8 protein-coding genes are annotated in these 13,285 nt (G+C 73.9%); 2 read left to right on the top strand and 6 right to left on the bottom strand.

Annotated elements, in window-relative coordinates; translation table 11 throughout:
- Positions 1-135: 135 nt before the first annotated feature.
- Complete coding sequence (locus ACLQ2N_RS02795) at positions 136-2,979, bottom strand: putative bifunctional diguanylate cyclase/phosphodiesterase (protein ID WP_425808600.1); 2,844 nt, start codon at positions 2,977-2,979, stop codon at positions 136-138.
- 293 nt (positions 2,980-3,272) lie between these two features.
- Positions 3,273-4,235 (bottom strand): 2-hydroxyacid dehydrogenase, encoded by a 963-nt coding sequence (locus tag ACLQ2N_RS02790; RefSeq protein WP_425808598.1) that lies wholly within the window; start codon positions 4,233-4,235, stop codon positions 3,273-3,275.
- Between the two features lie 108 nt (positions 4,236-4,343).
- On the opposite strand from ACLQ2N_RS02790, the gene ACLQ2N_RS02785 reads away from it, so the two are divergent.
- Positions 4,344-5,300 (top strand): aldo/keto reductase, encoded by a 957-nt coding sequence (locus ACLQ2N_RS02785; protein WP_425808983.1) that lies wholly within the window; start codon positions 4,344-4,346, stop codon positions 5,298-5,300.
- 288 nt (positions 5,301-5,588) lie between these two features.
- Entirely contained in the window at positions 5,589-6,767 is a 1,179-nt protein-coding gene (locus tag ACLQ2N_RS02780; protein WP_425808981.1) for a PQQ-dependent sugar dehydrogenase, read from the top strand.
- Positions 6,768-6,774: 7 nt separating this feature from the next.
- On the opposite strand, the gene ACLQ2N_RS02775 is transcribed toward ACLQ2N_RS02780, so the two are convergent.
- The 4 genes from ACLQ2N_RS02775 to ACLQ2N_RS02760 all read right to left on the bottom strand — a co-directional run bounded on the left by ACLQ2N_RS02775 (position 6,775) and on the right by ACLQ2N_RS02760 (position 13,262).
- On the bottom strand, positions 6,775-9,903 hold the full coding sequence (locus tag ACLQ2N_RS02775; protein ID WP_425808596.1) for a helix-turn-helix transcriptional regulator: 3,129 nt from the start codon (positions 9,901-9,903) through the stop codon (positions 6,775-6,777).
- A 76-nt stretch (positions 9,904-9,979) separates the two neighbouring features.
- Positions 9,980-10,147, bottom strand: coding sequence for a hypothetical protein (locus ACLQ2N_RS02770; RefSeq protein ID WP_425808594.1), 168 nt, complete (start codon positions 10,145-10,147; stop codon positions 9,980-9,982).
- Positions 10,148-10,363: 216 nt separating this feature from the next.
- Complete coding sequence (locus tag ACLQ2N_RS02765; protein WP_425808592.1) at positions 10,364-10,984, bottom strand: hypothetical protein; 621 nt, start codon at positions 10,982-10,984, stop codon at positions 10,364-10,366.
- Positions 10,985-11,048: 64 nt separating this feature from the next.
- A complete protein-coding gene (locus ACLQ2N_RS02760) occupies positions 11,049-13,262 on the bottom strand; it encodes an MMPL family transporter (protein WP_425808590.1) in 2,214 nt (737 codons plus the stop codon).
- Between the last annotated feature and the right edge of the window lie 23 nt (positions 13,263-13,285).

The following is a 13,285-nucleotide window of genomic DNA, read 5'->3' as shown; positions in this document are numbered from 1 at the left end:
TGAGGCAAGCGAGGGGAGCGCGCCGGTGCGGTCCGCAGGGTGTCATGGAGGGACCCTGCTTCAGCCGACGCGCTTTCCAAGTACGAGAATTCGGGTGCGCATGGCATTGACCCTCTCTCCGACGCACGCGGGGTGTCAAGTTGGTGGGACGGGTGTCTCATCATGCGAGCGGCTGAGGGAGGGGATCGCGCCGCCCGTGAGGACCGGCTGGGCGGGCACTCCGGCGGGCACCGGGAACGTCCCGCGGACCAGCGCGCGGCGCAGCCGGTACTCGTCCAGCGGCCCGGAGAAGGCCGCGCCCTGGCCGTGCGTACAGCCCATGGCGCGCAGGGCGAGGACCTGCTCCGGTACGTCCACGCCGTCGGCCACGGACTGCATGCCGAGGTCGCAGGCGATCCGGAGCAGCCCACTGGTGATCTTGTGCAGCCGGGCCGACTCCACGACGCCCTCCACCAGGCCCCGGTCCAGCTTGAGCACGTCGATCGGGAGGCGGCGCAGGGCGTTGATCGCGGCGTAGCCGCTGCCGAAGCCGTCGAGCGCGATCCGGACGCCGAGGCGGCGCAGGGCGGCCAGGCGCTGCTCCAGGTCGTCGAAGGAGACCCGGGGATCGCTGTCCGCGACCTCGATCATGAGCGCCCCGGACGGCAGTCCGTACCGCGTGAGCAGCGCCTCGACGGAGCCGCCCGGGGAACCCCGGTCGAGCAGCCTCCGGGCCGGGAGGCGGACGGACACCGCGGTGCGGTGGCCCGCCCTGGCCCGGTCGGCGGCCTGCTCGACGGCCTCTTCCAGGAGCCAGCGGCCCAGCTCGGCGGTGCGGTCGCCGTCCTCGGAGATCCGCAGGAACTCGGCGGGCGTGAACAGGATGCCCTGGGCGGAGCGCCAGCGGGCCTGGGCGGCGACGGCGGCGACCCGGCCGGTGGCCAGGTGCACCACGGGCTGGTGGAGGAGCGCGAACTCGCCGTCGCGCAGGGCGCCGCGCAGCCGGGTCGCCAGTTCGGAGCGGCGGACCACGTCGGCCTGCATCTGCGGGGCGTACAGCTCGACGCGGTTCTTGCCGCCGGCCTTGGCGCGGTACATGGCGAGGTCCGCGTTGCGCATGAGGTCGTTGGGGGTGATGCCGGGCTCGGCGAAGGCGACGCCGATGGAGGCGGTGACGCGGACCTCGCCGTCGCCGACGCGGTAGGGCTCGGAGAGCGTGAGGCGCAGCCGGTCGGCGATCTCGTGGACCTGGCACTCGCGGGCGTCCTGCTCGCGGCCGGCGTCGCCGACGATGAGGGCGGCGAACTCGTCGCCCCCGAGGCGGGCGGCGGTGTCCCCGGAGCGGACGGACTCGTGGAGGCGGCGGGCGGCCTGGACGAGCAGTTCGTCGCCCGCCTGGTGGCCGAGCCGGTCGTTGGCCGCCTTGAAGCCGTCCAGGTCGATGAAGAGGACGGCGGTGCCCGCGTCCCCGGAGCGGCGGCCGGAGAGCGCCTGGCGGACCCGGGCGGTGAACAGGGCCCGGTTGGGCAGGTCGGTGAGCGGGTCGTGCTCGGCGTTGTGCTGCAACTGGGCCTGGAGGCGCACGCGTTCGGTGACGTCCCGGCTGTTGAGGAGCAGGCCGCCCTGGTGGCGGTTGACGGTGGACTCGACGTTGAGCCAGTCGCCGGAGCCGGACCGGAAGCGGCACTCGATGCGCGTGGCGGGCTCCTCGCCCGGCGGGGCGGCGAGGAAGCGGCGGACCTCGTGGACGACGCGGCCGAGGTCGTCGGGGTGGATGATCGAGGACAGCTCGGCGCCGACGAGTTCGTCCGCGTCCCGCCCGTAGACGCCGGCGGCGGCGGGGCTGACGTAGCGCAGGACGCCGCTGGGCGCGGCGATCATGATGACGTCGCTGGAGCCCTGCACCAGGGAGCGGAAGTGGTTCTCCTTCTGGGCCAGTTCCTGGGTGAGGGCGATGTTGTCGAGGAGCATGATGCCCTGGCGGACGACGAGGGCGAGGACCACCGTGCACCCGGTGAGCACGACGACGCGGTCCACCCGGCGGCCCTCGATCACGTTGTACAGGATGCCCAGGGTGCAGACGGCCGCGGCGAGATACGGGGTCAGCGCGGCCAGTGAGCCGGCGATGGGGCGGCTGGCGGTGCGCGGGGCGCCCGGGTCCTCGCCCCCGGCCTCGTCCCGGACAGCGTTGTCCGCCTCGCGCGCGGCGCCCCAGGGGGCGTACGCGAGGAGCAGCGAGCCGGCGAACCAGCCGGCGTCGAGCAACTGGCCCGAGTGGTAGGTCTGGCGGAGCAGCGGCGAGGTGAACAGGGCGTCGCAGAGCACGGTCAGGGCGAGCGCGGCGATGGCGGTGTTCACCGCGGCGCGGTTGACGCTGGAGCGCCGGAAGTGCAGGGCGAGGACCATCGAGACGAGCACGATGTCGAGCAGCGGGTAGGCCAGCGAGAGGGCGGCGCGGGCCACGCTGTCGCCCTCGATGTCCGCGACGTGCGCGGTGTGGGCGAGGGCGAGGCTCCAGGACAGGGTGAGCAGCGAGCCGCCGATCAGCCAGGAGTCGAGGGCCAGGCAGACCCAGCCGGCGCGGGTGACGGGCCGCTTGGCGAGGACGAGGAGTCCGACGATCGCGGGCGGCGCGAAGCAGAGGAAGAAGACGTCGGCGAGGGACGGGCTCGGGACGCGGACCTCGCGCACGCACTCGTACCAGCCCCAGACGGCGTTGCCTGCACAGGCCATCAGCGAGGAGAGCGCGAACAGCAGCCAGGCCGGACGGAACCTCGGGTCGGCGACGCGGGCGAAGAGGAAGCAGGAGACGGCGGCGGCGAGGGCGGCGGCGCTCAGACCGAAGTCCCCCATGACCAGGGCCACTCCGGCCGAACCCCAGCCGGTGGCCGCGCCCACCGCGTAACCGCCGCAGACGAGGCCGAGAACGATCTGCGGGAGCAGCGCGGAGGTGCGGCCCGGACCGGACCGCCGGGCGAGGAACGCTCCGCGCGTGCTCACCGGGGCGCTCACCGCGGGCCTCCCGAGGTCCCCGGCCGGCTGCGGCGCCGGCTCACCGGGCCCTCCGCGCGCCGTCGCCGGACCCGTCGTGTCGGATCGTTCGCCCATCGGCCGTCCATCGCCCGTCGCCCCCTCGCGTGTGGCTGGCTCCCCGGCGCCGTCCCTGCCACGGCGCGACACCCCTTTCGGGACGATACACCAGACTCGTCACTCAGGGACATAGTTCCTCTACTCTCCGTGACGACCTGCGGTGTTGTGGCCACGGAGGGGAGCCGGACGTGCTCTTTGCGTGGTCAGCCCGTGGTGCGTACGACGTTGTCCAGCGGCTGCCCCGCGGCGAAGCGGGTGAGCTGTCCGGCGATCAGCCGCTCGGCGCGCGGCAGGAACGCGGAGGTGCTGCCGCCGACGTGCGGGGTGATGAGGACGTTCGGAGCATGCCAGAGGGGATGGCCGGAAGGCAGCGGTTCCGGGTCGGTGACGTCGAGGGCGGCGTGCAGCCGGCCGGACTCGAGTTCGGACAACAGGGCCTTGGTGTCGACCACTCCGCCCCGGGCGACGTTGACCAGCAGCGCCCCGTCGTGCATCGCGGCGAGGAACTCGGCGCCCACCAGCCCCTGCGTGGAGGGGTTCAGCGGGGTGGACAGGATCACCACGTCGGCGTCGGGCAGCAGGGCCGGCAGGTCGTCGAGTGTGTGTACGGGGCCGCGTGCGGTTGTCCGTGCGGAGCGCGCGACGCGTACGACCCGCGCGCACTCGAACGGCGCGAGCCGGTCCTCGATGGCGGAGCCGATCGATCCGTACCCCACGATCAGCACGGACTTGTCGGCGAGCGCCGGGTAGAAGCCGGACCGCCACTCCTCGTCGTCCTGGCCGCGCACGAAGCCGGGGAACCCGCGCAGCGAGGCGAGGATCAGCGCGAGGGTCAGTTCGGCGGTGGACGCCTCGTGGACGCCCTTGGCGTTGCACACCCTGACGCCCGCGTGCAGTCCGGCGAGGCCCGGCTCGACGTGGTCGGTGCCCGCCGACAGCGTCTGCACGACCTGGACGCGGCTCATCGCACCGAGCGGCCGGACCGCGACCTCCATGCCCTTCATGTACGGGACGACGTAGTAGGCGCAGTCGGCGGGGTCGGCCGGGTAGTCCTTCCCGCCGTCCCAGAAGTGGTACGTCAGGCCCTCGGGAAGCCCTTCGATCTCCTCGGCGCGCAGGGGCAGCCAGACCTCGGGGGCGGGGACGGAATGCGTGGTGGAAGTCATGGTCAGGAGGCTATGCGAAGCCCTCCGGGACGCAGAGGTTAGGTTGTGGGCGGTGCGAGAGGGGTTCGGGAGTTGGAGCGCAGGAGTCTCGGTGCGGCGGCGCTCGCCGTGGGTGCGGTCGGTCTCGGCTGCATGCCGATGAGCTGGGCGTACAGCGCCTCGCAGCAGCGGGGCGACCGTGCGCTGCGGGCGGTGCACGCGGCACTGGACGCGGGCGTCGATCTGCTCGACACCGCCGACATGTACGGCCCCTTCACCAACGAGCTGTTGGTGGGGCGGGCGCTGAAGGGCCGTCGGGCCGAGGCGTTCGTGTCCACCAAGTGCGGGCTCCTGGTGGGAGATCAGCACATCGTGGCCAACGGCAGGCCGGGATACGTGCGCCGGGCCTGCGACGCCTCGCTGCGGCGGCTCCAGACCGATGTGATCGACCTCTACCAGCTCCACCGCGCCGACCCCGAGGTGCCCGTCGAGGAGACGTGGGGCGCGATGGCGGAACTGGTGAGCGCGGGAAAGGTGCGGGCGCTGGGCCTGTGCGCGGTCGGCGCGCGGGCGTCGCGGCGCTCGGGCGCCCGGATGCACGACGGAACGATCCGGCAACTGGAGCGGGTGCAGCAGGTGTTCCCGGTCAGCGCGGTGCAGGCGGAGCTGTCGGTGTGGTCGCCGCAGGCGCTGGAGTCGCTGCTGCCGTGGTGCGCGGCCCGGGGCGTGGGCTTCCTGGCCGCGATGCCGCTGGGCAACGGCTACCTCACGGGGACGCTGACGCCGGGGCAGGGGTTCGAACCCGAGGACCTGCGGGCCCGGCATCCCCGGTTCACGGCCGAGATGATGGCGGCGAACCAGCCGCTGGTGGTGGGGCTGCGCCGGGTCGCCGAGCGGCACGGGGCGACGCCCGCGCAGGTGGCCCTGGCCTGGGTGCTGCACCAGGGGCCCCAGGTGGTGCCGGTGCCCGGCACGAAGCGGGAGGACTGGGCGGTGGAGAACGCGGGCGCGTCCGGGCTGACGCTGACGGAACGCGACCTGGCGGAGATCGACCGGCTGCCGGCACCGCGCGAGTCCTGGGACTAGGGCGTCCGACAATTCCCGTCGTCCGCCCGGAGGGCGGGCAGGGCGGCGGCTTCCGGCCGGTGCGGCGAGAGTGCGTGCAGGGCGTCGCGACGGGGCGAACCTCGGCTGACGCGGCACTGGGTGTGCTGTCCGCCGGTCCGGAAAGCGCCCCGGTCCGCGCCCGCTCGGTGTAAGAACAGGGGACAGGCGGCCGTTGAAGGGATCGGTACGGTGTTCGGATCAGTGCAGGGCCCCGCGGGGCGTCGTACGGGGTACGGCCGGTGCGGCCCGGGGGCGCGGCGGGGCATGGTGGCCGTGCTGGCGGCCGGCGCCCTGCTGATGGCAGCCGGGTGCGGCTCCCAGGACGGCGGGGGCCCGGCGGGCGCGAGTTCACCGGCGCACTCCCCCTCCGGGCCGGCCGCCCAGCCGCCCTCCCCGTCGCCGTCCGTCTCGCGCCCCCCGGCCGACCAGCCCCCGGCCAAGGGCTCGGCGAAGGTGGTCTCGACGCTCACCGAGGGGCTGAACTCCCCGTGGGGGCTGGCCGCGCTCCCCGCCGGCGACCTCCTGGTGGGCTCCCGGGACAAGGGCACCATCACCCGGATCGACGCGAAGACCGGCGGGAAGAAGCTTCTCGGCACGGTCCCCGGGGTCGCCCCGGCCGGCGAGGGCGGGCTGCTCGGCCTCGCCGTGTCGCCCGACTTCGGCACGGACCACCAGGTGTACGCGTACTTCACCACCGCGTCGGACAACCGCATCGCCCGCATGATCTACGACGAGGACGGCTCTCCCGGCCAGTTGCTGGGCGCCCCGGACACCATCCTGCGCGGCATCCCCAAGGGTCAGATCCACAACGGCGGCCGGATCGCCTTCGGGCCCGACCGCGCGCTGTACGCGGGCACCGGCGAGACGGGCGACGACGGCCGGGCGCAGGACAAGAAGTCTCTGGCGGGCAAGATCCTGCGGATGACGCCCGACGGCGAGCCGCTGCACGGCAACCCGGAGGGCGACTCCGTGGTGTATTCGTACGGGCACCGCAATGTGCAGGGTCTCGCCTGGGACGCGGAGAAGCGGCTGTGGGCCTCCGAGTTCGGCCAGGACACCTGGGACGAGCTGAACCTGATCGAGCCGGGCGGCAACTACGGCTGGCCGGACGTCGAGGGCACCGCGCACAAGGAGGGCTTCCGCGACCCGGTCGCCCAGTGGAAGACCTCCGAGGCGTCGCCCAGCGGCATCGCGTACGTCAAGGGCTCCCTCTGGCTGGCCGGGCTGCGGGGCGAGCGGCTGTGGCGCGTCCCGCTCTCCCGCGAGGACGGGGCGGCGAAGGAGCCCCTGGCCGACCCGCAGGCGTTCCTGGAGGGCGAGTACGGCCGGCTGCGCACGGTCCTCGCGGCGGGCGGCGACAAGCTGTGGCTGGTCACGAGCGAGACGGACAGCCGGGGCACGCCGAAGCCGGGGGACGACAAGATCCTCCTCGTCCAGGTCCGGTAGGGGCCTGTCAGCGCTGCTCCGGCACCGGGTACAGGCGCAGCCGGTGGGCCAGGGCGGCGGCCTCGCCGCGGCCGGTCACGCCCAGCTTGGCCAGGATGTTCGAGACGTGGACGCTCGCGGTCTTCGGCGAGATGTACAGCTCCTCGGCGATCCGGCGGTTGGTGAGGCCCGCCGCGACCAGCCGGTGCACGTCCTGCTCGCGCGGGGTCAGCCCGAAGGACTCCACCGCGGCCGCGGCGGCCCGCAGCTGCTCGTCCGAGGGGTCCCGGGCGGGCCCGGGCTCCTCCGGGACGACGACCGCGGCCGGTATCTCCGCCGCCTCGCCGCCCGCGCCCGCCAGGGCGATGCGGGCGCGGCCGGCCAGCAGCCCGATGGTCTCCGTGAGCGGGCGGGCCCCGAGCCGGACGGCGGTGGTGTGCGCGTCGCGCAGCAGACCGGTGGCGGTGGCCCGGTCACCGGAGGCGACGAGCAGGGCCTCCGCCCAGCGGTGGTGGATCTGCGCCAGCTCGTACGGGCGGTGCAGCGGGGTGAACGCCCGGGCGGCGCCCTCCCAGTGGTCCGGGGTGTCGACGCCCTCGGCCCTGGCCAGTTCCGCCTCGACCAGGAGGGCGTAGGCGGACCAGACCGGGACCAGGACCGGCAGCCGCTTGAGGTGGCTGCGGACCAGGTCGAGGACGGCGGGGCGGCCCGGTTCGGTGGCGGGCAGGCCCCGGGCGTCGGCCTCGGCCGCCGCGACGGCGTGCAGCATCGGGAAGGCGTAGCGCTGGGTGCCGGTGGGGAAGCCCTCGGCGGCCTGCGCCTCGAAGGCGGCGCGCGCCTCGGGCAGCCGGCCCTGCCGTACGGCGATCTGGATGGCGTGGCGTACGGGATTGATGAAGTGCTGGGGCTGGGGGTCGCTGGAGCCGAAGCAGCGCCGGGTCAGCGCGAGTTGCCGTTCGGCCTCGGCGAGGTCGCCCCGGGCGAGGGCCAGCTCGGTACGGCGGGAGGCGACCAGGCCCTGGGACTTGCGGGACAGCGACTTGCGGGCGGCGGCCTCCGTGGTGGCCACGGCCTCGTCCCAGCGGCCCAGCGAGAACAGGGACATCGCCTGGTTGGTGCGGACCCACGCCTCCATGTCCGCGACGCCGTGCTCGTGGCAGATGCGGATGCCGTGGTCGGCGGCGGCCACCGCTTCGAGGGAGCGGCCCATGGCCTCCAGCGTGGACGGCAGGTTGATGCTGGCCCGGCCCATGATGTCGATGAGGCCCAGCTCGTCGGCCCGGTCGCGCACGGCGTACATCTCGGCGATGCCCTCGTCGACGGCGCCCGCGTCCGCGTTCAGCCAGCCCCGGGTGAGCCGGGCGTGCAGCCCGATGTACTCGTCGCCGACGAGCTGGGCGTACTCCACGGCCCGTTCGGCGGCGGCCAGGGTCTCGGCGCCGGGGCGGTGCAGGGCGCCCCAGCCGGCCACCATCATCAGGACGTCCGCGTGCACCGCGGACGGGGGCAGGCCCCGGACCAGCTGCTCGGCGGTGGCCAGCTCCTCCCAGCCGTCGCCGCGCGTGAGGTCCTGGACGAGGCGGGAGCGCTGGACCCAGAACCAGGCGGCGCGCAGCGCGTCGTCCTCGCCCTCCAGGATGCGCAGGGCCTTCTTGCAGATGGCGAAGGCCCGTTCGCGCTCTCCGCCGAGGCGGGCGGCGACGGTGGCCTCGGCCATCAGGTCGAGGTAGGTCAGCGGGGTCGAGGCGTCCCGCCCGCAGGACGGGTAGACCTCGGCGTAGTCGATGGGGCGCAGGGTGCGGCGGACGTCTTCGGGGGCGTCGTCCCACAGTTCGAGGGCGCGTTCCAGGAGGCGCAGCTGCTCGGCGTAGGCGTTGCGGTGGCGGGCCCGGACGGAGGCCTTCAGCACGGCGGGCAGCGCCTTGGCGGGGTCGTGCGCCCCGTACCAGTAGCTGGCCAGACGGGTGGCGCGCTCGCCGTCGCAGACGAGGGAGGGGTCGGCCTCCAGCGCCTCGGCGTACCGGCGGTTGAGGCGGGAGCGCTCACCGGGGAGCAGGTCGTCGCTGACGGCCTCGCGGACCAGGGAGTGGCGGAAGCGGTAGCCGTCGCCCTCCGGGGTGGTCAGGAGCAGGTTGGCGCCGACGGCGGTGCGCAGCGCCGCGATGAGGTCGTCCTCGCTGAGGCCGGCGACGGCGGCGAGCAGTTCGTACTCGACGGCGGAGCCGCCCTCGGCGACGATCCGGGCGACCTTCTGGGCGTCGGCGGACAGGGCCTCGACGCGGACGAGGAGGAGGTCGCGCAGCGATTCGGGCAGGCCGTCGCCGTCCCCGTCGCCGCACTCCAGGATGCAGGCCAGCTCCTCCACGAAGAAGGCGTTGCCGTCGGAGCGCTCGAATATCTCGTCCACCAGGGCCGGATCGGGGGTGCCCGCGAGGATGCCGGCGAGCTGGCGGCGGACCTCGGACCGCGTGAACCGGGAGAGCTCGATGCGGCGGACGGTGCGGAGCCGGTCGATCTCGGCGAGGAGCGGGCGCAGGGGGTGGCGGCGGTGGATGTCGTCGGCGCGGTAGGTGCCGACGACGACGAGCCGGCCGCTGCGCAGGGTGCGGAAGAGGTAGGCGAGGAGGTGGCGGGTCGAGGAGTCCGCCCAGTGCAGGTCCTCCAGGACGAGGACGACGGCCCGGTCGGCCGAGAGGCGTTCCAGGAGCCGGACGGTCAGTTCGAAGAGGCGGGCGGTGCCGAGCTCGTCGTTGCCGTCGCGGCCGGTCTCGCCCAGCTCGGGGAGCAGCCGGGCCAGTTCGCCCTCCTGGCCGGAGCAGGCGGCGGCCATCTCGTCGGGCAGGGCGCGGCGCAGGGCGCGCAGGGCGGTGGAGAAGGGGGCGTACGGCAGGCCCTCGGCGCCGATCTCGACGCAGCCGCCGACGGCGACGACCGCGTCGCGGCGGACGGCGACGGCGAGGAACTCCTCGACGAGGCGGGTCTTGCCGACGCCCGCCTCACCGCCGATGAGCAGGGCCTGCGGCGCACCGCAGAACCCTCCGGCGGCGCCGGAGGGTTCCTTGGTGGCGCGGGTGAGCGCGCCGGTGAGCGAGGTGAGTTCGCCGGTACGGCCGACGAACACGGGACTGACTGACCTGGTCTCCACGTGGGCGAGCATCGCACACGGGTCCGACAGCGCGGACGGAATAAACCGGGGGCTGGAGGGCCCCCGGCCCCGGTCCACCGCCTCCGCCCTACGCGGCGGGCGTGAACCGGTCCCGTACGCCGACGGTACTCACCGTCCTTCCGGATTCCTTGCGGAGGGTCCGTCGGGCGCGGGTCACTTCGCCGGCGAGCCGCCGGAGGTCGGCGCGGCGGAGGAGTTCGGCGTGCATGACCTTGTGGAGTTCGTACTCGAACATGGGATGTCCCCCTGGGATGAGGACCCTCGCGGGCCTCGGTGGCGGCAGTTCCTCTGCCGTGCCCCCACTCTCGTCCCCCAGGGGGGTGCGCCACATCGGGCGTGTTCCGCATCTGTGGCGTACGGGTGCCTTAGGTCCGGGGCCCTACCACCGCCCAGGACCGGTGAAACCACCCGGACATGCCTTAGTACGGGGAGCCCGGCCCCCGGAACCGTCCTATCCGGCCGTGGTGGGCAGGGCGACGATGAGGTCGAAGTACATGGCTATGGAGATCAGTACGCCGAGGGCGCCGAGGGCGATGCCGCCCCGGGCGACCGCGCGGACCCAGCCGGCCTGCGGCTGCCGGGCCGGGGCGCCGAATGCGGGCCGGACCAGGACGTAGCTGCCGACCAGCAGGGCGAGGAGGCCGAAGAGGCCGTTGACCAGGGCGGTGGAGTGCCAGGCGTCGCCGTATATCTCGTTGATCTGCTGGGCGGCCGAGCCGCCGGACGAGGTCTTGATCTGGCCGATCAGGGTCTCGCGCTCGGCTGCGATCCGGCCGCTCCAGGCGCCGGTGAGGCCGACGACGCCGAGTCCGGCGGAGACGACGGCCGCGGAGGCGGCGGCAAGCCGGCCCGAGGTCTCCTCGCCGGTGTCGTCGTCGGTCTCCTCGGAGGCGTCGGTCTCCTCGGAGGCGTCCGTCTCCTCGGAGGCGTCCGTCTCCTCGGAGGCGTCCGTCTCGGCCCCCCGGCCCGTCTCGTCCTGGTCCTGCTGGTCCGTCTCCCGCACGGTGGGGTCGTCGGTCTCGTCGGTCGTCTTCGCGCCGTCGGCGACGGCTTCGGGCGTGGTGGGCTTCATGCGGCGCACGCTAGGTGCCGCAGATGAGAGGCCCCTTAACGCATCCGGTCGCCCCGGCGGGCGGTCAGTGGACGCGCTCGGCCGGCTCGTCCTCGTACGTCCGCACACCGGGCACCGGCACCCGTACCGCCGGGCGGTCCGGCGGCTCGATGCTCAGACGGGGCAGGCGGCGCTCCAGCCAGCCGGGGAGCCACCAGTTGGCGCCGCCCAGCAGGTGCATGAGGGCCGGGACGAGCAGGGTGCGCAGGACGAAGGCGTCCAGGGCGACGGCGGCCGCGAGGGCGATGCCGAACATCGCGATGACGCGGTCGCCGCTGAGGACGAAGGCGAGGAAGACCGAGATCATGATCACAGCGGCCGAGTTGATGACCCGGCTGGTCTCGGCGAGGCCCACCCGGACCGCGCGCCGGTTGTCGCGGGTCTCCAGCCACTCCTCGTACATCCGGCCGACCAGGAAGACCTGGTAGTCCATGGAGAGGCCGAAGAGCACGGAGACCATGATCACCGGCAGGAAGGGTTCGATGGGGCCCGCGCTGCCCAGGCCCAGGAGCTCGCCGCCCCAGCCCCACTGGAAGATCGCGACGACGACGCCGAACGACGAGGCGACCGCCGCGACGTTCATCGCCGCCGCCTTCAGCGGGATGCCGACGGACCGGAAGGCCAGCAGCAGGAGCAGGCAGCCGAGCCCTATGACGACGCCGATGAACAGCGGCAGTTTGCCGATGATGATCTGCGCGAAGTCGTCGTAGCTGGCCGTGACCCCGCCCACATGGGTCTCCAGCGAGGTGTTGTCGGCCGCCTTCGGCAGCACGTCCGTACGCAGCCGCTCCACGAGGTCGCTGGTCGCGCGGGACTGCGGGGCGGAGTCGGGGACGACGGTGACGTACGCGGTGTCACCTCCGGCGTTGTACGTCACCGGGTAGGCCCAGGCCACCCCGTCGACCGTACGCAGGGTGGCGGGCAGGGCGTCCATCGCGAGCCGGTCGTCGGCGCCGTCCAGGTGCGCGGCGACGGTGAGCGGTCCGTTGACGCCGGGGCCGAAGCCGTCGGCCAGCAGGTCGTACGCCTGCCGGGTGGTCGACGACTCCGTGTTGTTGCCCTGGTCGGAGCTGCCCAGGTGGAGCGAGAAGGTGGGCAGCGCGAGGACCAGCATCACCGCGGCGGCCACCGCGCCGAGGAGCTTCGGGTGCCGCTCCACGAAGGCGGACCAGCGTGCGGCGAAGCCGGTGGGTGGCTCGGGCCGCGGCCCGTGCGCGGCCAGCCGGGCCCGTTCGCGCCGGCCGAGCGCCCGCAGTCCGATGAGCGAGAGGAGGGCCGGCAGCAGGGTCACCGAGGCGGCCACGGTCAGGACGACGGTGAGCGAGGCGGCGATGGCCACGCCGTTGAGGAAGCTCAGTCGGAGGATCAGCATGCCGAGGAGCGCGATGCAGACGGTGGCCCCGGCGAAGACCACGGCCCGCCCGGTCGTCGCCACCGCGTGCTGCGCGGCCTCGGGCACGGTCATGCCGCGCCGCAGCCCTCTGCGGTGCCGGGTGACGATGAACAGGGCGTAGTCGATGCCCACGCCGAGCCCTATCAGCATGCCGAGCATGGGCGCGAAGTCGGCGACGGTCATCAGGTGCCCGAGGAGCACGATGCCCGCGTACGCCGTGCCGACCGAGACGAGCGCCGTGGCGATGGGCAGCAGACTCGCGGCGAGCGAGCCGAAGGCGAGGAAGAGCACGACGGCCGCGACGGCCACCCCGACGACCTCGCTGAGATGCGCGGCGGGCGCCTCGGTGAGCCCGACGGCCTGACCGCCCAGCTCGACGCGCAGATGCGGGCTGCCGGCCGCCTTCGCGGTGTCCACGACCGCCCGCGCCTGCGCCACGGGCACGTCGTCGGCGCGCTGGTCGAAGGTGACGGTGGCGTACGCGGTGTGCCCGTCGGGGCTGATCTGCGCGGCTCCGGTCTCCGTGTACGGGCTGTCGACCGCCCCGACCCCGGGCAGCCGCTCCACGGCGTGCAGGGTGCGGGTCATCTTCTGCTCGACGTCGGTGGCCCGGACCGTGGAGTCCTCGGTGTGCCAGACGATGGTGTCGGTGTCCCCGCCGAGATCGGTGAACCCGCTCTTCAGCAGCTCCGCGGCCTGCCCGGACTCGGTGCCCGGGGCCTCGTAGTCGTTGGAGTAGGCGGACCCCGCGAACCCCGCGGCGGCGGCCGTGCCCCCGAGGGCGAGCAGCCAGATCAGAACGGCGATGAGGCGGTGCGTGACGCACCAGCGGGCGATGGCAGCCAAGGGGACGCGCTCCCTGCGGGTTC

The organism is Streptomyces sp. DT224, from assembly GCF_049844595.1.
In the GTDB taxonomy this organism is placed as follows: Bacteria; Actinomycetota; Actinomycetes; order Streptomycetales; family Streptomycetaceae; genus Streptomyces.
Note: the sequence above shows the minus strand (reverse complement) of the source record. Positions and strands in the feature narration are given on the sequence as shown.